The sequence below is a fragment of the Psychrobacter piscatorii genome (assembly GCF_043641605.1).
GTDB lineage: Bacteria > Pseudomonadota > Gammaproteobacteria > Pseudomonadales > Moraxellaceae > Psychrobacter > Psychrobacter piscatorii_C.
The window spans coordinates 39,889-62,339 of record NZ_JBHZRK010000006.1 but is presented as its reverse complement, the minus strand read 5'-3'; the positions used below and the strand labels follow the sequence as shown (position 1 = coordinate 62,339).

The following is a 22,451-nucleotide window of genomic DNA, read 5'->3' as shown; positions in this document are numbered from 1 at the left end:
TACTAAAAACGTTATCTAATCAATAGTGAGCCGACCTTGCCCCAAGATACCAAACACAACCAACAAAATAGCCAAAAACATAGCGACAACGCTCAGGATAACCTGTCAGACAGCGAGCGCTTGCCCGCAAGCACCACAAATCGTGTCCAGCAAAATGATGATACGAACGATACGCTGAATGGTAACCATGAAAAAGACAACATAGAGCACAGCCATACGCTACACCACAGCCACTCTCCAGCAGACAGTCACGCCAACCCTCATGTAGACAGCCATCATCCAGACGACCATATAAAAGCCACCGAAGAGCTGGATAATGATGACCTGCCAGAAGAAATCAGCGAAGAAGACAAGGAAACCATCAAAAAAGTCGCCGGTGATGACAATCTAAGCCAAGCAAAAAGCTACGCCAGTATCTTGGTCGAGCAAGTTATCCATGCCAAAGAAACCTTTGAGCGCTCGCTTGGCTCGCTGTTTACTAGCGCCTTTACGGCTGGATTAGAGATTGGCATCAGTTTTTTTGTGATTTTATCTGCATTTGCCTTACTCAATGACGTGGTGCCAAGTCGCTATGCGATGGTGCTATCGTCCCTGCTGTATCCGATCGGCTTTATTATCGTCGTTATCGGTCAGTCGTTATTATTCACTGAGCAGACCTCCCTCTTGAGCCTGCCTGTGCTAAACAAGATTGAACCACTGCATAAGCTGCTACGTCTATGGGGCATCGTTATCGCTGGTAATATCGTCGGCGGCTGTTTGTTTGCCGCCTTGATGGTTGGCTTAGGGTTGCATATGCATCTATTTACCGACCATGCTATCGATGCTTACGCTGAGCATATTTTAGGGTTTGAGTGGTGGGTTATCTTTGGTAGTGCGGTACTAGCGGGTTGGATGATGGGCGTGGCGGCATGGCTAGTCACATCTGCACGCGATACCCTTAGCCGTATTGTTTTGGTTTCCATTATCACTGGTAGTATCGGGTTTTTAGGCTTACACCACAGTATCGTTGGCAATATCGAAGTGTTTTCAGCATTGCTGTATGGCAATACTGTTACTCTATGGCACTATTTGATATTTTTAGTCGTAGTCTTGGTGGGTAATACGGTCGGCGGCGTGGTATTTGTCGCGGTGCTCAAAAACCGCACGTTCTTGTTTGAAATTGAAAGAGTCAAAGAACAGGCAGCCGAGGCAAGAGCAGAAGTAGACAGGCGCAGATTTTAGTGTTGAGCAAAGTTATCCGTATTGAATCGACTCACCCACTCTAAGAAACTGTGATAAACATAAAAGCCCACAATAACTCTCATCATAGAAAGTATATTGTGGGCTTATTTTATTGAGTAATGCATTCCTTATTTAGCAATGCACTGCGGCTAATCTTTTGATTAAATTACATTCTCCGTGCGGCCAACACGCTATTTTCTCTTTCTACTCTATTAGCTTTATTATGTTGCGCGGTAAATACTCTGACCATGATACCTGCGGTTAAGAACATGATTAATGTATAAATAGCTGGGGTTAACGACATCTTATAGTTAGCGAGCAGCGTCAATGCCATAAACATCGATAGCGTACTGTTTTGTAGACCCACTTCCATGGTGATTGATCTTCTCTGCGCAGGATTTAGACCGAACCATTTACTGGTGTAATAACCAAGCGCCATCGTCGATACGTTCAATATGAGCGACACAGGACCAGTGGCAACTAAGGCCTCGACCAAAATATCTCTTTGCACATATCCTAAGAAAATAACCAAGAAGCTCAAAAATATCACACCAAAACGAGACACCATAACCTGTGCTTTATCTGCGAAGCTCGCCGCATAGCGTTTGATGAGCATACCAATACTAACTGGCAGTATCGTCAGAGCAATCAAGCTGATCATGGTCTTGGCGACTGGCAACTGAAACTCACTACCGGCACCCATGAAATACACGAGCGAAAAACTCAGTACGATAGGAATGGTAAATACGGTGATAACACTGGCAATCGCAGTCATCGTGACTGAGAGTGCGACATCGCCTTTGGCTAGATAGGTAAATAGATTTGATGTGGTGCCACCAGGACACAGTACTAGTAGCATGACCCCGACGGCATACTCAGGCTCGAGTGACATGAAAGTTGCCAAGGCAAAACCGACCAGTGGCAAGAATAGTAGCTGATTGGTCAGTCCGATCGCGACTGCTTTGGGATATTTGACGACTCTTTTAAAGTCATTGGTAACTAAGGACAACCCCATTCCCATCATGATCAAAAAAATACTAATGGGAATGACTTTTGAATTTACAAACGTGACTAACTCCACACCTTCCATAACTACATCCTTGTAGATAGAACCCTTACACGGGCAGGTTTATGACAACGTTGTGATGCTCAATCAGCCAATCCTGCTGATATCTTGGGTAAAAGCCACCGACATTGTCAGCGTTTTTATACGACACTTTGTACACAACATTTTCTGGAATCATCACTACTGACATATACCCAAAAAATGTCGAAACATTGAAAGTCAGTATATCGTTGTAAAAGTGTATGTATTTGATTTTTCTGACTACTGGTCAGTCAGCGTTGGGTTTTGTGCTGCGACAACCACAGAGGAGAATCTAAATAGTAGTGCTACAAGGTACTAAGAGATGCTAGGAAGTGCAGAAGATACACGTGCGGGCGATGTGAGTGTAGCAGAAGCGATAGGTGTATGATCAGTACTGATGACTGCCGTGCCATAAGCAATGGCTTCTACCATACTGCCCAATTGGTTGATGTTAGTGACTTCTAGACGTACACCATAAATATGAGTGTAGCCTTTGGCTTTCGCTTGTGTACGCATACGGACGATTGCCTCACGGCGCGCGCGATCAAGCAGAGTCTCATAGGTGGTTAGGTTTTTGCCAAACAGACTAAGCACGCGAGCAATAATCATCTTAAAGTAATCTTGAGCAATAACGACGCTGCCAAGAACTAGCGCGCCTTCACTACCGACAGCCAGCTCAGGACGGTAGAAACGCTCGCTTGAAACCGTAATATCCCCTAGCGCCTGCTCTGCTACTTTGAGCTGTGCCAAATGCTGACGCTCATGACGTGAGCCAAAAAACCAACCAGCGGCGAATAAAAAGATAAACGGCCCATAATTGATAAGCACTTGCGTGAGTGAGTCATTCATGGCACGTTTCTCATCATAAAAAGTATTACGGTTTGTAGCATTGTGGTTTTTAGCATTATCGTTTTTAGTGCCACAGTTTTTAAAGCGCTAAGATCAACCAAAAGGATTAAAACGCGGTAGATCATCTGACGCAGTTTGGGCTTGAGGATTCGGTGTTTGACCAGACGGATAGTGATTATCGCTTGGTGGGTTCTGGAGCTGCTGCGATACTGGTACCGCTTTGACCGCTGTCCCATACACGAACAGCTCAGAGGCCCCTTGTGCGATACTAGAGGTAGAGAAACGCAAGCCGACGACAGCATCGGCACCAAGCGCTTCTGCCTTAACAATCATGCGATCGATCGCTTCTTGGCGTGACTCTTCTAACAGCTCGGTATAAGCGGTTAGTTCGCCGCCAACGATGTTTTTTAGCCCAGCAAACAAGTCTTTGCCCACATGCTTTGAGCGCACCGTACTGCCATACACAACATCAAGGCGCTCGGTAATTTGATAATTAGGTAAGTGTTCAAGATTGGAGAGTTGCACAGCCATAGTAAGACCTTATCGGTGACTTATAAAGTATCTAAAAGAATGACCAGAGCTGCGTGATGCAGTATAAATAAAAGACAGTACTACTAGCAGTATTGTCTTTTAGAATGACTAGTCATTGGTATGAAACAATAAAAACAGCTCGGTCAAATTGCCTTCGATGCTATTGGCCATTTGTACCATTTTGTCTTCGTCTTTACGCATTGCTTCTAGCTCTGGATCTTCATCATCAATGCCGCTCAGCACAATCATTGGCAAGGTCAATACAGCCACGTCTTCTGCTGTCTCTTCATCTTCAAACCAATCACTTGCTTCATCGCCATACATGGCATCAACAAAGCCAATTGACCAAGCCACGATATCTGACTCATCTGAGAAATCAACTGCCACTTCTTCGTCACCAGCATCTTCACCAAATGGCAATTCAATCGGTGTCTCGTTTTTTAGCTCAGCCATGATCGAGTCACGCCAGCGCTTGATACCATCGATGACGTTTTCTGGAATTTCACTCACATGACCTTCAAAAAGCGCATCCATCCAGTTAGGGAGTGGGCGACCGATGACCGTCGCTGTCAAAAAACCATGCGCCGCGACACTATCGAGCACGAACTGGCTCTCTTGGTTATCCAAATAATCTAGTAATTCATCAAAACTTAGTTGGTTACTCATGGCTTGGTAGTCCTTGAAAGATAGCTATCGTCAATCGCAGTGATCGATTGGTTAATGGCAAGATATTATGTTGTTTTAAAACAAAGGCTGCTTGAATAACCGTAACCAAGCAGCCTTTATAAAGTAAGTATTATTGAATAGAGCAGATTGCGAGCCATTGTAAAAAATAACAAACAGCGAGCAATCGGTATAACTGAGTAGATGATTATCAAATCATTAAAGCACTTTAGTCAGCTGAGATGACTGAAGCCTATCAATTAAAAATCATCATCATCCCAATCGTCACCGTCTTCATCGAAATTGTCTATATCATCTAGATCGTCTTTTAACTCTTTAGCCAAACGCTTTTCTTCTAGCAAATTATCGATTAGCCGACGCTTCTCAAGACTACTTAAACGCGTACGTACACTTGTCTCAGCTTCTTCAACCATCTTTGCATCGTCATCGTCGACAAAATCATCATCAAAATCGTCGTCAATATCAGCGTCACTCATGACAAACTCCTATCATTTTTAGGCATGGGTATTAAAAATACATCAATATATATATGCCTTATAAAGTCTCTGTTGAAAGTTGTCAATCCTTTTTCTTAATATGTCACATTTAGCCCAAAGTGCCAAGACGAAGATATGAATTATCTAGCAGACAATTGTAGTATAAATTATCCAAAATAGTATCATTAAAAACAGCACTATTAAATAAGCGATTCATCTTCGTCTTCAATCATAAGAACGGCATTGCGGACATCAGCTAAACGCTGGATGAGCGAGTCATTACCACCATCGAATATCGCACACTCGCGCTCGTAGACAGTGGTTGGACGCATGATGCTGTGTACTTGTACATGGTTACTGATTTGTTTGAGACCAGCAGTTGGCAGTAATATCAACAGTTGCTCTTTTTTACCGATGCTCTGTAGTAGATGGGTCATTGGCTCTGACTGTGCATCATCGCTCACGCCTGCTTTTGCTGGTAGTGCAAAGCGTGATAGCTCGATATGCTTATCATGAATAATTTTATTAAGCATCAAGTACAGCTTGGCAAGCATCACCCCTGCCAGCGCCACTTTTGCATGGCTATTATCTGCTTTTAACACCACGCTTGCACCATCGTCCTCAAAGTGTGCTTCATTGGTCGCACTAACGCCCAGTAGTAATGGCTGTTTGAGTAGTTCAGTCACGGCTTGGTTGAGCAGTTGCGTACATAGGGCTAGATAAGGCAGGCGCTGCGCCGGTGCAAGGCGCTCAAGCATATTGAATTCATCATGAAAGACGATTTGCACTCTCACGCTATCGACTGCGCGTGTGGCAGACAATTTAGACGTCTGACCACCAGATTGCGAACTATGACGCTTCGCAGTACTAACAGCCTTGTCTTCAGTATCGCCTTCAGACGTAGCCGTTAGACTGCCAGTTTCGTCACCAGTTTCTTGATTTTGCTGATTTCTAAGATATTCGTTGACTTCGTTGTGTACATTGAATGTGCGCGCGTTCGTTACTTTATTCTCTGTAACGCTTTCAGAAGCACCACCAGCTAGTTGACCATCAGCCGGGTCGTTAACTGTGCCGCCTGTGCCGCGCTCAAGGTCACGGCTATAGCCGCGCTGATCGCCCTGATTGTACTGCTCACGATACAAGTCCTGAATATTACGGCTCAGCGCACTGATTTGCTCCTTGGTAGGACGAGCAAGATAACCATAGATTAGCCAAAGCAATAAATGCAGCAACATAGTGCCAATCACAAACGGCCACTGCATCGCGATAATTTCACCTTTACTAACGTCTTTTAACGTCAGGGCAACACTACCAATCACCGCATCGCCGTTGGTTGCGATTTGGCGAATCGTATCGCCTTGCTGCATCGGCGCGTTGCCTACAGGCACCAAAATATCGTCGTTGTTATCTTTAATCAGTATCCGTGTCACGTCTTGCTCGCTGGTATAGCGATTGGCAATCACACTGAGACTGACACGGTCTTTGTTTTCTAAAGATAACCTTGCTTCATCAATCAGCTGGGCGACCATCTGCTCGCCTTTTAACGCACGACTCTTGCTCAGCTGTTGGTCGGTACTGATGACCAATAACAGCGTCTGCAAACAAAAACTAACCAGAAGAATAATGGCAAACAACCCTTGCCGCGGCGCTAAATACGTCATGATATGTTAAACTTTTTTGGAGAAAAGAAATTAAAAAACGAGTCTGTTGCTCATTTTTTGGCTAATTTTTAAACAATTGTAATGCGCGAATATTGATCGATATTCACGGAAAATCGATAGTATTTCATTGAAATCAGTCATCATATAAAATGCTACTACGTAGAATGACACTCATTTATTGAGCTAAATTTGAACGATGATACTATCGCGCCCTGCCTCATGATTATCGCTGCTATTTTTGCCACAGCATCATTACCAAGTGGTCAGTTTAGGTCATCTACTATATCACCATAATAAGTCTTATAGCGTTAGTCGGTTTATAAATTTATCATAATAACTTTGTTGCATTTCAGCAGATTTTAGGCGCTGATAAGCATTTTTTGACACCCATGATACTTTGCATGTCATCTATAGGCGCTGCTCAGTAAAACTGTTATTATTCCCAATCTTATATGAGCATACAAGGGACAATTGAGCCATGCCAAAAAATACATCTTATTCGTTACCAAAAGACAGCAAAGCATGGCAACAAGCCGTTGACTCTATTGCAGCATTATTACCCGATGATACCAATCTACAAGATTTTGATGCGCTACAGTCGCTGCCTGTCTTTGCACTCATCGTCGTGCTACCAACCCAAGTATCCGCCATGGATATTCACCAATATGTTCAGTCTTGGGTCGATGAGCAGCCAAGCTGGCATTTGGTGACAGTCGCTGAAGATACAGATGCAAGCTTTGTCGATATTACGGTTTCTGATACAGAGCCGACAGCAGCAGATGCACAGCGTCTCCCCTTTACCAATGTTCAAGTGTACCGCTATCTGTTGGTACCTGTGACGGACACGCTGATGCACCCTGGCAAGAAGACGGCCGCCGCGCACATTATTGACGACCAGCTGACCACTCGTCTACGCCACGACTTGTCTGAAGCATATAACCGCACGCGCAGCGCGGATAGTACAGGCAACCTAGATATCGTCGATTGTCATATCTTGTCGGTCGGTCATATGCTACGTACTCACAAGCTTGCCTGTTTTGACATGGATTCGACGTTGATTGAACAAGAGGTCATTGTAGAACTGGCAAAAACGGCTGGTATTGGTGAGCAAGTCGAGGCCATTACTGAAGCGGCGATGCGCGGTGAAATTGACTTTGATGAATCATTTGCTCAGCGCGTGGCTTTATTAAAGGGTATCTCTACCGATGTGCTTGATGATATTTGCAACCGCTTGACGTTATCAGTCGGTGCCCGTACCACCATCAGTGCGTTAAAAGCATTGGGCTATCATACTGTGCTTGTGTCAGGTGGTTTCACTTACTTTGCCCGTTATATCGCTGAGCAATTGGGGATTGACGAAGTCCATGCCAATGCCTTAGACATCGAAGAAGGCGAAGTGACCGGTCATATACAGTTGCCCATCATAAATGGTGCCAAAAAAGCCGCTATCGTCGAGCACACTGCTGAGCGCTTAGGTATCGAGATGTCTCAAGTGGTCTGTGTCGGTGATGGTGCCAATGACTTGCCGATGATGGCGCTTGCTGATTTAGGAGTGGCTTATCACGCTAAGCCTATCGTGCAAGCACGTGCCGATGCGGCGGTCAATGTGACAGGACTTGAAGGGACGCTTTATGCGCTTGGCTACCCAGCCCTCGCTCCTACTAAGTAATCGTTAAGTATTCTAGATTATCCGCTAAGCTGGGTTAATGTCTGTCTCATTAATCTAGCTTTTATGCGTTAGCGCATGTTTCATAGGATGATGTTGCTTTGATCTTCAAGTACATTCACATTTAGTTGAAATAACGCCAGACATTTAGTTTTAGATAACACTTATTCTCATATATTAAAGGACTGTTCATGACGGCACCACAATCTCCACGGCCAAACCAGCCGTCAGCAGCGCAGCCATTAGACGCAAGCACGAACCCTGTCTCTGTCCCTGCGCATACGGATAACCCAAAAGAGCTGCTAGGAGTTTATGTCAAAGGCATGGCGATGGGCGCTGCTGATATCGTCCCTGGTGTCTCTGGTGGCACTATTGCATTGATTGCAGGGATTTATGAGCGCCTGATTAATGCACTCGGTAGCATTGGCCCCAACCTTTGGCAGATATTTCGACAAGACGGCGGAATCAAAGGACTGATTGCGGTTTGGCGACAGGTTGATGCGACATTTTTATTGTGTTTGATACTTGGTATTGCGACGAGTTTTGCTACCTTAGCTGGTATCATCAAGTACTTGCTGGACAATCAGCCACTGCTCATTTGGTCATTCTTTTTTGGATTGGTCGTCGCAACGGTATTTATCTTATTAAGTGAAATTAAGCGCTGGAATATAGGACGTGTGGCGCTATTTGCTGCGGGACTTATTGCTGCTGTGGTCATTAGTAGTCTGCCATTACTCGCAGCGACACCTAGCTTACCGTATTTATTTTTTGCAGGCGCGATTGCGATTTGCGCCATGATATTGCCTGGGGTCTCAGGATCTTTTATATTGTTGTTACTAGGTGCCTACGATACCGTATTGGAAGCCGTACATACTCTTAACTTTACGGTACTCTTTACTGTGATGGCGGGTATGGCAACTGGATTGTTATTATTTACCCGTGCTCTAAAATGGTTATTAGCCCGCTACTATCAAGCAACCTTGGCACTACTGACCGGTTTTATTGCCGGCTCTTTGGTCAAGGTATGGCCGTGGAAAGTAGATGTATTAGGTGCTCTTAACAGCGAAGCGGTCAATAACGTTATGCCATGGCAGTATCCTACTGGTCCGCACTGGCTGACCACAGTTGGTCTTATGCTACTCGGTGCTATTTTGGTATCGTTACTATCTTGGTGGGGCAGACGGACCAATAAGGCTTAACTGTTGGTCACCCCTGTATAAACATCTGATTAAAAGCTTTTGTTTAAACCATTATAACGGCTCCTACCCTCCCCAATATAAGCGCCCTTTTTTGCGGCGCTTAGCCTACCAGCTAACGATTAAAAATCGTAAAAGCTACCCAAAAAAAAGCAACTTTAATCTAAAAAATCAAACGTCAACGGTTGTCGCAAAGTCGCCTAGCGCCTCTTTAGCTTTGCTCAGCAACCTTTCATAATAGTTTCATTGGAGTTCACCTTATGAATAGCGAGATGAATGATGGCAATGACTATTTTTTCTTTTATTGGCGTAGAGACGTGGAGCAGCTCGGCATGGCTAGGCTATAGCTTGCTAGCAGGTATGATCGTGGCGCTCGCTCTATCATCGCAGCGCTGGCTGTTGCTATATCTGTTTGGTGGTATGGTCTACTGGTTGGCTGTTGAGATGATACAGAATATCTTGGTAGGTCGTCCGATGCTATCTGCGCTTTCAGAATGGCACCGTTATGTCATCGCGATGGGAATCAGCTGGTTACCTTTGGCAGGCTGGGTACTATACCGAGCATTACGCTACGAGGATGTGAGTGATGCAGTTAGTCGGCAGCGCGAGTTGGAAGCGGCTCGCTATGTCGAACATACGCCTGTTTACGATGATGATTATAAGCCGCGCTTTCATTGATACTGCCATACTGATATGAATACCCTACCCATGACAGTGACATGTAATGTTACAAGATACTTAACGCTTTCTACTTAAATCCTAAAGAGTTGAAATCACTCAGTAGTTTATAATCTAGTTATATATTTATTATAAAAACTGGTATAAAGTACGCTTTATTCTTATGCCCTACCTTTAGGAGTTCCACTATGTTCACTATTCCTGTATTAGATATCAAATCTGACCCATTAGACGCGTTGTTGGCCGTGGTTGGCTATCGTCTGTCGATGCTCGCTGATAGCGATAACGAAGACGTCAAAGCACTCTTTGCTGATCGTAATGTCACGATTGAGTTTGCCAGCACCGAATCTGATATCGCGCGTTCTTTTCGCTTTGATAACGGACAGTTTAGTCAACAAAGTGGTCATGCAAAAGAAGCAGATTTGACCATTACTTTCAAAGATTCTATGACAGGCGTCAAGCTATTGACCAAAGGCAGCCTACCTGCATTTATGACTGCCGTGCAAGAAGGCAAATTAAGCATCGAGGGTGACTACAGCCTAATGATGTGGTTTAACAAACTTGCTAAGCATATCGTGCCAGCCGTACCAGAAGAGTGTAAACCATACCTCCAAAAAGCCAAGCCTTATGCGTATAAAGCACAGAAATTTGCTGAGCATTGGGTAGGTTTTGCCAAGCATAAATTGGGCAAGTAAATAGCTGACCCTTTCTTATAAACGAGTAATGAATTGCATGATATTCACTGGTAAAATGGTTGAAATAGGATCAAATAGATAGTTACTATTTATATGCGCTATTGTGACATTTATACATACTCTCTAGCAGTGTTCTGATTTTCTAAAAAGGTTGCGGTATACTATACGGCAACCTTTTTTATTACCTTATAAATGACAATAGACACATACATTGATATTACCTGATACCATTTAATTTTATAAAAGGATTTACCTTATGGCAGGATTGCTTAGCATCTCTGAACCAAACGCCGATAGCACAACTGACCTACTCAACCAGCCTGATACTCACACATACAGTCGTGACGATATCGCTCAGTTGTTTGATTTGCCCTTGATGGACTTGTTGTTAAAAGCCCAGACCATTCATAGAGAGCACTTTGTCGCCAACGAAATACAAATCAGTACGCTACTGTCTATTAAGACCGGTAACTGTCCTGAGGATTGTGGCTATTGCTCACAATCAGGTCATCATCGCGATACGACGAAACTGCAGGCAGAAAAACGTATAGAAGTGGATAAAGTCATCGCTGCGGCCAAACGTGCCAAGGCAACCGGTTCATCTCGCTTCTGTATGGGTGCTGCATGGAAACACCCAAGCGCTAAAGACATGCCTTATGTGGTCGAGCTCATCAAAGAAGTAAAAGCGCTAGGACTTGAGACTTGCATGACGTTAGGTATGCTCGATACCAATCAAGCGACGCAACTCGCGGATGCAGGACTGGATTATTACAATCATAACCTAGACACCTCACGCAGCTATTACGAGCAAGTCGTCAGCACGCGTAGCTATGACGAGCGCTTAGATACCATCGAAAACGTACGCAACTCTGGTATCAATGTTTGTAGTGGTAACATCGTCGGTATGGGTGAGAGCCGTGATGACCGTATTGATTGGGTGCATGAGCTCCTAAAAATGCCTAAAGCCCCTGAGTCGATTCCTGTTAACCTGCTAGTCCCAATTAAAGGCACACCAATCGGCGATAAAGTATTGGCAGAAGGCCAATTATCAGTGCTAGAGTGGATTCGCACCATTGCTGTGGCGCGTATTTGCTGCCCGACTAGTTATGTACGTTTGTCTGCTGGCCGTGAAAGCTTATCAGATTCAGAGCAAGCCTTGGCATTTATGGCGGGTGCTAACTCTTTCTTCTATGGCGATAAGTTATTGACGACGGGGAATGCCAGTCAATCAGGCGATGACAGACTCATGCGTGAGCTTGGTCTGACAAAGCAGTTTGCCGCACCAAGAGCGCCAAAAGTATTGCCTGTGATGGATGCGATGAGTGGTCATCAATCGCAGGTGGTATTGGCCGATTAGTTTGTCTGTGTGCAGCTAACAAAAATGTATGAAAATAGCCTGATATTACACGGCTGATAATAAGAGATTAAGTAATGGCAGATTATTTTAACTGGATTAAAGCTGCACACATCATCTCGATGGTCTGCTGGTTTGCGGCGATATTTTATTTGCCGCGCCTGTTTGTCTATCATGCGATGAGTGACGATAGCATCAGCCAAGAGCGCTTTACTATTATGGAGCGCAAGCTGTATCGCGGTATTATGACGCCATCGATGATTGCGACATGGATATTTGGTCTATGGATGTTGGGACTGGGCTGGGATGTTTACAAAACCCAAGGCTGGCTACATGTAAAACTCCTATTGGTCGTACTGCTATCAGGCTATCATGGCGCTTGCGGCTTTTATCGCAAAAAGCTGATTGATAACCCTCACTATAAATCCCATAAGTTTTGGCGCTGGTTTAATGAAGTGCCTGTTTTTGCCTTAGTGATTATCGTCATTTTAGTGGTCGTTAAACCATTCTAAAATACAGTCGAAATGCTAATGACTGATGATCTACAAATAAAAAGCGTCCGCCACTTCTATAAGTAACGGACGCTTTTTCATTCGTTTTTTGGACTTTCTACCAAATATTATAAATCAAACACTAGGGCGCATGATTTGATAGACATTGCTCAAATCATAAACACGATAACGCGCCGGCTCACGGCGGTTTTCACCAGCATAGCTTAATATCAATGCTTGCTTAGCACGCTCATCGACCCAACCGACAAACAGTCCACTGTGCTCAATGCCATTGTAGCCATGATTGATATAGTAAAGCCAGTCACCTGCCTCAATTTCACTACTATTAGCATAAGGGCCTTGCGCATACGTGCCTTTGTGTATGGTATTGCGCGAAACTCCCGCTCGATTAAACACCGCATTCAAATAATCCCAGCAGCCGCCTTTGATAATCGTCCGCTCGTTCAGTGCCATTTTACGTGCCATGCTGACCACTTCGCGGGCAGCCATACTGCTTTGCGTCTCCGCACTACTCAGCAGCGGTAAATACTCGCTATCGACATTGTCGTAACTCCCTGATAAAAATGCTGGCAACACGGTGGGTGACTGACGCTGCACTTCAGGGTAACGATAGGTGCTGTTCATCGTTGACTGATTGCCATCATTACTTATATTAGAGTAATTGTTATACGTTGGCGAAACTTCTGCATAGCTTCGAGATGAGTTAGCACGTTGAATGGTAGAGTGTGTACTGACTTTGACGGAGGGAACTGCTGGGTAAGCAGACGTATAGCGCGCACTAGAGTCAGACTGTACGGACTTTTGAGCGATGAGTGCGCTCATACTATCTGCATGGGCTTGTCCGATGATGCTACAAGTGAATAATAATAAACTGCACGACGCTGCGACTGACGACATAGGCAAACGCGACATGACTAACTCCTGATCAAAAAAGTATCAATGACAGTATGGATAATAGTGAAGACTGAATTTTGTAATCTTACTTATAAACCATTTAGACAAGCATCTGCAAGAACTATTCACTTCAGATAGGCGATAGACGGTATAAAAATCATGACGAATGGTCATAATAAAGAAGAGCGTTAAGAAGGATCAAATAAGATAAAGCGCGGTGGTGTTAGATAGGATAGAGACTGGAGTGACTTTCTGATGAATCAAGCGACTGGGGCGTAAAAATACTAGTCACTACTCATTTTGATATTTACGTGGCGTTTTGTCAGTGCTTGCCCTTCTAATATGGCTTTAGTCACTTTCGCCTCTTGGGTACTCTCAAAACCAGTAATATAATATTTGCGTGCCTCACTGCTATCGACAATCTGTAGCCCATCACCGATGAGCACAACTTTATCGTCGTCAGTCAAATGAATATGTTCACGTTTGCCTAGATTATCATGTACCAGCTCATCAGCTCGCACCCACAATGTACCACTGCTAATCATGCCACTCATGGCTTTTTTATGCTGCTGACGTTTTTTGTTAAAAATAAAACTACCGACGATAAGCAGTGCCAGCGCACCAATAGCCAATCGCTCAGACAACAAACTCATTGCCATAGCAACTGCCACCGCCCCTATCAGTAATGCAGATCCAAACCAAAACATACCGTTGTCAGCATTATTCGGCTGACCCTGTAAGGTGATTTTAGCGCCATCATCAGTCAGCTTGAGCATGCATTGTTACCTATTGCGAAATGTGAAAAGTGTTTTTTATGAAAAAACTGCCTATCAGAAACCAACAGGCAGTTATTAAAACTGAGAATAAAGACAGCAAGTTTTATCCAAATACCAGACTACCAGCCAAGTGCAGTCTGCTGCATTTTAATCAATTCAGCAATGCCTGTCTCAGCCAATGACAGCATAGCGTCTGCTTGAGCGCGAGTGAATGGCTTTTCTTCAGCAGTACCTTGAAGCTCAATGAACTCACCTTTTTGAGTCATCACAACGTTTAGGTCGGTATCACAGCTAGAGTCTTCTTCGTAGTTCAGATCCAGATAGGCTTCACCATCTTTCATACCAACAGAAACCGCAGCAACCAGTCCAATCAGCGGATCTGCTTTGAGTTTTTTGCTCTTTTGGATAGTCTCTAATGCATCAATCAGCGCAATTGCCGCACCAGTGATACTGGCTGTACGAGTACCACCATCCGCTTGCAACACATCGCAATCAAGATAGATGGTGTTTTCACCAAGCTTACTTAAATCAATCATGGCACGTAAGCTACGACCGATCAGACGCTGGATTTCTTGCGTACGGCCTGACTGCTTGCCGCGAGCCGCTTCGCGTTGATTGCGAGTATTGGTTGCGCGTGGCAGCATGCCGTATTCGGCGGTTATCCAGCCTTTACCTTTACCTTTGAGCCAGCGTGGTACACCAGATTCGACACTGGCCGTACATAGCACTTTGGTATCGCCAAAACTGACCAATACTGACCCTTCAGCATGCTTAGTATAGTGGCGCTCAAAGCTGATAGAGCGAAGTTGGTCAAGCTCACGATTGTCAATACGCATAAAAATTCCTAGTACAATATTATAAAAGCAGTGTCATAAAAGTACGCTATCAGTGGCTAATGAGCAGACCGACAGGTATTTGGTAGACTAAAATCTTAAGATATCCTAACGTGACAGCGGCGCAATAGCAAGATTCACACCCGCCATTGCGCCGTCAGTTAGGCAATAATTGACGATAGAATCTATTCTAAGCCTTCCATCTTACGCAATTCTTTACGTAGGATTTTGCCAACGTTCGACTTTGGTAATTCGTCGACGAACTGTATGTGACGTGGACGCTTATAGCCAGTCAGTTGTTTTTTGCCGTACTCAAGCAGCTCTTTTTCGGTGACATCGCCTTTTTTGACCACAAATAGTTTTGGCTCTTCACCGCGCTCATCATTAGGCACGCCAATGGCACCGCACTCTACCACAGCTGGATGCTCGCTCATGGCTTCTTCGATTTCATTTGGATAGACGTTAAAACCAGATACCAAAATCATGTCTTTTTTACGGTCAACAATTTTGATAAAGCCTTTTTCATCCATGATGCCAATGTCACCCGTTTTTAGGTAGCCACTAGCGGTAAAGGACTCGGTCGTTTCTTCTGGACGGTTTTGATAACCGATCATCACCTGTGGACCTTTAACGCATATCTCACCGCGATCACCCAGCGCTACGACGTTTTCTTCTTCATCGATGAGCACGACATCGGTGCTAGGTGCAGGGATACCAATCTTGCCAGTAAACTCTGCGATGGTCATTGGATTGAAAGCGACGACTGGTGACGTCTCAGATAAACCATAGCCTTCAACGATAGGTAGACCTGTGATCTTATGCCACTCTTTGGCAACGCTCGGCAATACGGACATACCACCGCCGATAGAAGCTTTTAGATTAGAGAAATCTAGGTCTGCAAAGCTGTCTTTGTGTACCAAGCCATTAAATAACGTATTCACAGCTGGGATAAAAGAAGGTTTGTATTTACCCATCTCTTTGATAAGCCCATCGAGATCGCGCGGGTTAGGAATAAGCAAGCCTGTATAACCCTGGTACATGCTACATATACCGCATACCATAAATGAGAACACATGATACAACGGTAGTGCCGTCAAGATGACATCTCTGCTGTCTATATCATCTTCGAACGCACTATTCATCAGTGCACTAACCTGTAGCATATTGGCGACTAAGTTACCATGAGACAGCATTGCCCCTTTCGCCACGCCTGTCGTCCCGCCTGTATATTGTAGTAATGCCACATCACTCAAGTTCAACTCAGGGCGCGCATAATTACTGGCAGAGACTGCGCCCAATGCCTCCTTAAAGCTCACGCTATTTGGGATTCGATAAGGAGGAATCATTTTTTTGATATGACGAGCGACGAGGTTGACCACGACCCCTTTGACCGTACCCAACATATCGCCAATCTTACAGACGACAACATGCTCAATCTGCCCTTTGTCTTCGGCATCTTGATAGGTTTTCGCAAAATTCTCAACGATGAATAAGGCTTTGGCACCACTGTCATGGAGCTGATGGGACAATTCGCGACTGGTATATAAAGGGTTTACATTGACGAGTATCATACCGGCGCGAATGACGCCTAACGCGATGATTGGATACTGCAAGAGGTTGGGCATCATGACCCCAACTTTATCGCCTTTAACCAACCCTAGCGATTGCAAATAACTGGCAATCTGGCGGCTATATAGGTCCAATTGCTTAAAACTAATCGAAGCGCCCATGCAGATATAGGCCGTTTTTTGGCCATAACGGCTAAAATTACGCTCAAACACATCAAGTAAAGAGGTACTGTCCTCTGGCATCTCAATCGTAGCATCAATGCTATAACGCTCATAAGCGCTCAACCATGGACTATCACTGGCGATGGTCGGCATAGTAGGGAATGCATTGTCTTGATAAATGTACTCAGATGCATTGCCTTTATCACTGGTGCCAGCGTTGTTGTCTGTTGTCTCTTTATTGATATTGTCCGTCATAATTTTCCCTAAATATTACTGTTAAAAACATAGAATACTTTATATAAAAACTCTGTTTTTTTGATTGTGTAATGTTTGATGCAGCATAGTGAAATCGTATTAAATGAGCTCACAGGTCAGCGTAGCTATATCGTTTTTATCATAATCGCTTTGCAAGTCATATTGAGTAAAATCATCACTCTATTATAAATAAATGCAAAAACCTCTTGGCTGGCACTATAGCAGTTTTACTAAAAATTCTCTATCTATACTCCTTATGCCGCACTATTCACAACAGGCACAAAGACAAAAAATGATAAGGCAGCACGAGGCAACCTTATCATTTTGGGTATAACAATAACTAAATCTACTTACTCAGCATATTACAAGTACCAATCAATCATAGAGGTATTTATAAATAGCCAGTGATAAAATCCTATCTAAAGATAAACCTTCGTAGATTAACCGTGGTTTTTTTCTTCGAGTGCTCGTAGGTCTTTACGTAAGATTTTACCGACGTTAGATTTTGGTAGCTCGTCAATAAACTCAACATGGCGAGGACGTTTATAGCCAGTTAAGTTTTCTTTACCGTAAGCGATGACTTCATCAGCAGTCAGACTGGCGTCACTACGTACCACGTAAATCTTCGGTACTTCACCGCTCTTCTCATCATCGATACCGATCACACCACATTCCAAAATCTTTGGATGTGTCGACATGGCGTCTTCTACTTCGTTTGGATAGACGTTGAAACCAGATACCAAGATCATGTCTTTTTTGCGATCGACAATCTTAAAGTAACCGTCTTCATCCATCACGCCAATATCGCCAGTACGGAAGTAACCATCCGAAGTCATGACTTCAGCGGTCGCATCTTCACGCTTCCAGTAGCCTTTCATCACCTGCGGGCCACGGATACTAATCTCACCACGCTCACCCAAGGCCACTTCATTGCCTTCTTCATCCAAGATAGCCATATCAGTGGCAGGCATTGGCAGACCGATGTTTCCTGAGAACTCACCCGTACCATGTGGGTTCGCTGAGGCAACTGGCGAGGTCTCTGACAGACCATAACCCTGCACGATGATATTGCCCGTGACCTGCTCCCATTTGGTCGCCGTGTCTTTGAGTACTGCCATACCGCCGCCCATAGACATCTCAAGCTTGCTATGATCTAGCGATTGGAACTCTTCGTTATTGGCAAGCGCGGTAAACAAGGTATTTACTGCTGGGAAAAATGCTGGTGGATAGTCTTTATATGCTTTGATCAAGCTTGGTAGATCACGTGGGTTTGGTACTAGCAGACCGATACAACCACGATATAGGCCAAACATACCGCAGACCGTAAACGAGAAAATATGATATAGCGGCAGAGCCGTCATAATCACTGGCTGCTCATTACTTTTCTCAAACTTGTCAAAAGCATCGCCTAGATAGGTATCGCTTTGGATCAGGTTAGCCACCAAGTTACCATGCGTTAGCATAGCGCCTTTGGCCACCCCTGTCGTACCGCCCGTGTACTGAAGTACAGCGACATCATCGAGGCTGATGTTGTTAGGACGTTTATAGCTCTTAGCAGAAAAACGGTTCATTGCTTTTTTGAACTTAACGCTGCCTTTGATATGATAATCAGGCACCATTTTTTTGACGTGACGTACCACGGCATTGACGATAAAACCCTTGAGCGGGCTCATCATGTCACCCATTGAGGCAACTACGACATGATCGACGAGGTCTTGACCGATATCTTCATAAGTTTTGGCAAAGTTCTCAAGCAGAATCAAAACTTTGGTATCTGAATCTTTTAACTGGTGTGACAGCTCTTTGGTGGTATAAAGTGGGTTGACGTTGACCAATGTCATGCCAGCACGTAGCACCCCTAGCACCGCAACTGGCAGCTGTAAAATATTAGGCATCATCACTGCCACTTTATCGCCTTTTTGTAGTCCTAATGACTGAAGGTAAGCGGCAACTTGCTTACTATAGAGATCCAACTCTTCGAAAGATAGCTTAACATCCATACAGACAAACGCTGTTTTGCCTGCATGATTGATAAAGTTTTGCTCAATGATATCAATCAATGAGGTATTGGCTGGTGGCATATCGATATCATACTGAATGCCAAGTTTTTCGTATGTTTTGAGCCATACTTTGTCGTTGCGACGAATAAGGTTACCTTGATTTTCCATAATCTTTTCTCTCCTAGTAATAATACATTACCGTCAACTCATGCAAATCACAGTGTGATAAACAGACGAAAAATCAGAGCGCAGTCTCACCATCGTAATGGTAAGCAAGGCTGCGATATAATCGTAGGGTGATGAGCAAACAATGTAGTGGTAAATAGCCCTTTGTTCATTAACATACACACTTTATATAGACTACTCAATACAAAAGATTGTTATACGAGTTCTCAAACTGGCTTGACGACTGATATTTTTATTAATATCAATTATTTATATTAATAAAAACTGGCCATGTCACTGAATTTTACCCACGGTATCTCTTTTATTTCAGTCACAACATTTACATAATAAAACTGCCTTCGCGTGTGCTCTCAAGAGCATCAACTGGCCCAGTGAGCGTCATAGAGTTACGGCAAGCTCCCTCTTTGTCCCTGCCCGGTCGAGATGCGCTGACTCTTGTCACCAATTCGGCACTGTCATTCTGAGATATTTATTAAAAATAAAAAAACAAATGTTAGGTTTACTATACTTAACTTTATCTATAAAAGCCACGTACGAGAACATAGTAAGCAAAGTCTATAAAAGCCAGCATAAGCACGTCATGAGCTGTCGTATATTCTGATACATGTCTTTTTAATTGGATCAATATCCTTTACGATAGCACTATCTTATTTTTGCATAAGTATCGCGCCGAACCTAAATGAGCATACGGTGCGGTTCACATTCATACTATGCCTGACTATATAAACCATACTAATTAAAAACTCATAAGCGAAGTCTATTTTATGTCCGATGTTATTGATCCTACTGTTGCCCCAATCATTCCTAATGAGCCGATGGATACTCGCTCAGTGGCAGAGTTCACTGAGCAGGCCTATCTCAATTATGCCATGTACGTCATCATGGATCGGGCATTGCCAAATATCGCTGATGGCCTCAAACCTGTTCAGCGCCGTATTGTCTACGCCATGAGCGAGCTTGGGCTAAAATCCTCTGCCAAGGCGAAAAAATCTGCGCGTACGGTCGGTGATGTACTCGGTAAATACCACCCACATGGTGATAGCGCGTGTTATGAAGCCATGGTGCTGATGGCACAGCCGTTCAGCTATCGTTATCCGCTCATCACGGGTCAAGGTAACTGGGGTAGCCCTGATGATCCTAAGTCCTTTGCAGCCATGCGTTATACCGAAGCAAAAATGTCTGCTTATGCCAATACATTGCTCGCAGAATTAGGACAAGGTACGGTCGATTGGCAAGATAACTTTGACGGTACGATGCAGGAGCCAACCACTCTACCTGCCCGCTTGCCTAATATTTTATTGAACGGTACCACAGGTATCGCGGTCGGCATGGCAACCGATATTCCGCCGCATAATCTCAACGAAGTGGTACGCGCAGCGATTCGTTTATTAAAGAACCCTGAGCTGTCTGTTAAGCAGCTTACCCAATCGATACCAGCACCTGATCTGCCAACGCCAGCGGAAATCATCACTAGCAAAAAAGACTTGCAAGCAATGTATGAGACGGGGCGGGGTAGTTACAAAATGCGCGCGACTTTTCATATCGACCCCAAAGAGAAAAATTTAGTCATTATCGATGCGCTGCCCTATCAAGTCTCAGGCAATAAAATCCAAGAGCAAATCGCCAAGCTCATGACCGACAAAAAACTGCCTTGGATTACCGATATTCATGATGAGTCAGATCATGAGAACGCTTGTCGTATCGTATTGGAATTGCGCTCAACGCGAGTCGATGTTGATCGTGTCATGAGTCATCTATTTGCCAGTACTGACCTAGAAAGCAGTTACCGCGTCAATATGAATATGATTGGCCTAAATGGTAAGCCGCAGGTTAAAAACCTAAAAGAAATCTTAGAAGAATGGCTCATTTGTCGCCGCTCAGTCGTCACTCGCCGTCTGCAATATCGCCTTGATAAAATCGATAAGCGCTTACACATCCTTGCAGGCTTATTGATTGCTTATCTCAATATCGATGAAGTCATTCGCATCATTCGTGAAGAAGACGATCCAAAAGCGACATTGATGCAGGACTATGACCTGACTGACATTCAGGCCAATGCTATCTTGGATATTCGTCTGCGTCAGTTGGCAAAATTAGAGGAGATTGAGCTGCGCCGCGAGCAAGATGAACTTGCTGCCGAACGTGCCATCATTCAAGAGTACTTGGACAATCCAGATAGTCTGACCAACTTGATGATTGAAGAACTCACCGCCGATATGAAAGAGCACGGCAATGAGCGCGTGTCACCATTGGCAGAACGCGAAGAAGCACAAGCACTAAAAGAGTCTGATCTGGTGCCGAGCGAGCCTGTCACCGCTATCCTGTCCAAAGCAGGCTGGATTCGCGCGGCCAAAGGCCATGACGTCGATGCCGCTGGTATGAGCTATCGCTCAGGCGACAGTTATCAAGCGCATGTGCGCGGTAAATCTAATGAAAAAATATACGTACTCGATAGTACGGGACGTAGCTATAGTATCGATGCGCACAATCTTGCCTCCGCGCGTGGTCAAGGCGATCCGCTGACCAGTGTGTTGAAACCGCCAGCAGGCGCTAGCTTTGAGCAGTTATTAACGGGTGACAACAATCAGCGCATTATCCTTGCCAGCTCCGCCGGATATGGTTTTATCAATACACTAGGTAATCTTGATAGCAACCAAAAAGCAGGGAAAAATATCATTAACCTAGCAGCTGATAGTCGTCTACTTCCTGTTGCGCGCATTGATGCTCCAGTAGATACGACTGCTAATGCCGACGGTGAAACGACTAATACAAGTGTAGCGCCTGACCATGTCGCTGTGGTGACCAATGCGGGATATTTACTCATATTTGCCCTCGACGATCTGCCTGAACAGGCTCGCGGTAAAGGGAATAAACTGATTAAGCTAAAAGATAATGAAGAAGTGCTCGCTATCACGCCACTTAGTTTACAAAACAGCCTCGTCATTACTGCTGGCAAACGCCATGTGACGCTAAAGCCAAATGATTTGGCCAACTATACGGGCAGTCGTGGTAATCGCGGTGGGCAGTTGCCACGAGGCTTTCAGAATGTAACGAGTGTTGAAATAGCAGGATAATTCATAAGCTTAGTTCAGTAGAATGAATTAAGGAGTAGCAAAACATGACTTTAAACAACTATTCAGTTGACCCGTTTCATAGGTAAATCAAAC

Annotated in this window: 19 protein-coding genes; 8 read left to right on the top strand and 11 right to left on the bottom strand. The window is 44.3% G+C overall.

The window, feature by feature from the left end; all coding sequences use genetic code 11:
- The first annotated feature begins 36 nt into the window (after positions 1 to 36).
- A complete protein-coding gene (locus ACHUET_RS07275; protein ID WP_394211787.1) occupies positions 37 to 1,221 on the top strand; it encodes a formate/nitrite transporter family protein in 1,185 nt (394 codons plus the stop codon).
- 166 nt (positions 1,222 to 1,387) lie between these two features.
- On the opposite strand, the gene ACHUET_RS07270 is transcribed toward ACHUET_RS07275, so the two are convergent.
- The 6 genes from ACHUET_RS07270 to ACHUET_RS07245 form a co-directional block, all read right to left on the bottom strand.
- Positions 1,388 to 2,311, bottom strand: a complete 924-nt coding sequence (locus ACHUET_RS07270) for a bile acid:sodium symporter family protein (RefSeq protein ID WP_394211785.1) — start codon at positions 2,309 to 2,311, stop codon at positions 1,388 to 1,390.
- Positions 2,312 to 2,623: 312 nt separating this feature from the next.
- Positions 2,624 to 3,157 carry a YbjQ family protein gene (locus ACHUET_RS07265; protein WP_394211784.1) on the bottom strand — a complete coding sequence of 178 codons (534 nt, stop codon included), beginning with the start codon at positions 3,155 to 3,157 and terminating at the stop codon, positions 2,624 to 2,626.
- A 93-nt stretch (positions 3,158 to 3,250) separates the two neighbouring features.
- Positions 3,251 to 3,688 (bottom strand): YbjQ family protein, encoded by a 438-nt coding sequence (locus tag ACHUET_RS07260; RefSeq protein ID WP_394211782.1) that lies wholly within the window; start codon positions 3,686 to 3,688, stop codon positions 3,251 to 3,253.
- A gap of 108 nt (positions 3,689 to 3,796) precedes the next feature.
- Entirely contained in the window at positions 3,797 to 4,354 is a 558-nt protein-coding gene (locus ACHUET_RS07255) for a UPF0149 family protein (RefSeq protein ID WP_371532917.1), read from the bottom strand.
- Positions 4,355 to 4,611: 257 nt separating this feature from the next.
- Positions 4,612 to 4,848, bottom strand: coding sequence for a PA3496 family putative envelope integrity protein (locus ACHUET_RS07250; RefSeq protein WP_057761656.1), 237 nt, complete (start codon positions 4,846 to 4,848; stop codon positions 4,612 to 4,614).
- 200 nt (positions 4,849 to 5,048) lie between these two features.
- A complete protein-coding gene (locus tag ACHUET_RS07245; RefSeq protein WP_394211779.1) occupies positions 5,049 to 6,509 on the bottom strand; it encodes a hypothetical protein in 1,461 nt (486 codons plus the stop codon).
- Between the two features lie 478 nt (positions 6,510 to 6,987).
- Here ACHUET_RS07245 and serB point away from each other — a divergent pair, with 478 nt between their 5' ends.
- The 6 genes from serB (at position 6,988) to hemJ (ending at position 12,610) form a co-directional block, all read left to right on the top strand.
- The gene (serB, locus tag ACHUET_RS07240) at positions 6,988 to 8,178 is read left to right on the top strand and encodes a phosphoserine phosphatase SerB (RefSeq protein WP_394211777.1); all 1,191 of its coding nucleotides are present in this window, start codon (positions 6,988 to 6,990) and stop codon (positions 8,176 to 8,178) included.
- Between the two features lie 188 nt (positions 8,179 to 8,366).
- Positions 8,367 to 9,374 (top strand): DUF368 domain-containing protein, encoded by a 1,008-nt coding sequence (locus ACHUET_RS07235; protein ID WP_394211775.1) that lies wholly within the window; start codon positions 8,367 to 8,369, stop codon positions 9,372 to 9,374.
- A gap of 282 nt (positions 9,375 to 9,656) precedes the next feature.
- Complete coding sequence (aciT, locus tag ACHUET_RS07230; RefSeq protein ID WP_394211774.1) at positions 9,657 to 10,049, top strand: AciT family ciprofloxacin tolerance protein; 393 nt, start codon at positions 9,657 to 9,659, stop codon at positions 10,047 to 10,049.
- Positions 10,050 to 10,237: 188 nt separating this feature from the next.
- Complete coding sequence (locus tag ACHUET_RS07225; protein ID WP_075106708.1) at positions 10,238 to 10,744, top strand: SCP2 sterol-binding domain-containing protein; 507 nt, start codon at positions 10,238 to 10,240, stop codon at positions 10,742 to 10,744.
- 256 nt (positions 10,745 to 11,000) lie between these two features.
- Positions 11,001 to 12,101, top strand: coding sequence for a biotin synthase BioB (gene bioB, locus ACHUET_RS07220; protein ID WP_394211772.1), 1,101 nt, complete (start codon positions 11,001 to 11,003; stop codon positions 12,099 to 12,101).
- A 74-nt stretch (positions 12,102 to 12,175) separates the two neighbouring features.
- Positions 12,176 to 12,610, top strand: coding sequence for a protoporphyrinogen oxidase HemJ (gene hemJ / locus ACHUET_RS07215; protein WP_201602341.1), 435 nt, complete (start codon positions 12,176 to 12,178; stop codon positions 12,608 to 12,610).
- Positions 12,611 to 12,724: 114 nt separating this feature from the next.
- Here hemJ and ACHUET_RS07210 read toward each other — a convergent pair whose 3' ends face one another.
- From ACHUET_RS07210 to ACHUET_RS07190, 5 genes are all read right to left on the bottom strand, one after another.
- The gene (locus tag ACHUET_RS07210; RefSeq protein ID WP_394211770.1) at positions 12,725 to 13,522 is read right to left on the bottom strand and encodes a hypothetical protein; all 798 of its coding nucleotides are present in this window, start codon (positions 13,520 to 13,522) and stop codon (positions 12,725 to 12,727) included.
- Between the two features lie 266 nt (positions 13,523 to 13,788).
- The gene (locus ACHUET_RS07205; protein WP_394211768.1) at positions 13,789 to 14,280 is read right to left on the bottom strand and encodes a hypothetical protein; all 492 of its coding nucleotides are present in this window, start codon (positions 14,278 to 14,280) and stop codon (positions 13,789 to 13,791) included.
- Between the two features lie 119 nt (positions 14,281 to 14,399).
- Positions 14,400 to 15,116, bottom strand: a complete 717-nt coding sequence (gene rph, locus ACHUET_RS07200) for a ribonuclease PH (protein ID WP_201602350.1) — start codon at positions 15,114 to 15,116, stop codon at positions 14,400 to 14,402.
- Positions 15,117 to 15,298: 182 nt separating this feature from the next.
- Entirely contained in the window at positions 15,299 to 17,098 is a 1,800-nt protein-coding gene (locus ACHUET_RS07195) for an AMP-binding protein (protein WP_394211766.1), read from the bottom strand.
- Between the two features lie 440 nt (positions 17,099 to 17,538).
- Entirely contained in the window at positions 17,539 to 19,266 is a 1,728-nt protein-coding gene (locus tag ACHUET_RS07190) for an AMP-binding protein (RefSeq protein WP_238038816.1), read from the bottom strand.
- A 782-nt stretch (positions 19,267 to 20,048) separates the two neighbouring features.
- Here ACHUET_RS07190 and parC point away from each other — a divergent pair.
- Positions 20,049 to 22,358, top strand: a complete 2,310-nt coding sequence (gene parC / locus ACHUET_RS07185) for a DNA topoisomerase IV subunit A (RefSeq protein ID WP_394211764.1) — start codon at positions 20,049 to 20,051, stop codon at positions 22,356 to 22,358.
- Positions 22,359 to 22,451: the final 93 nt, after the last annotated feature.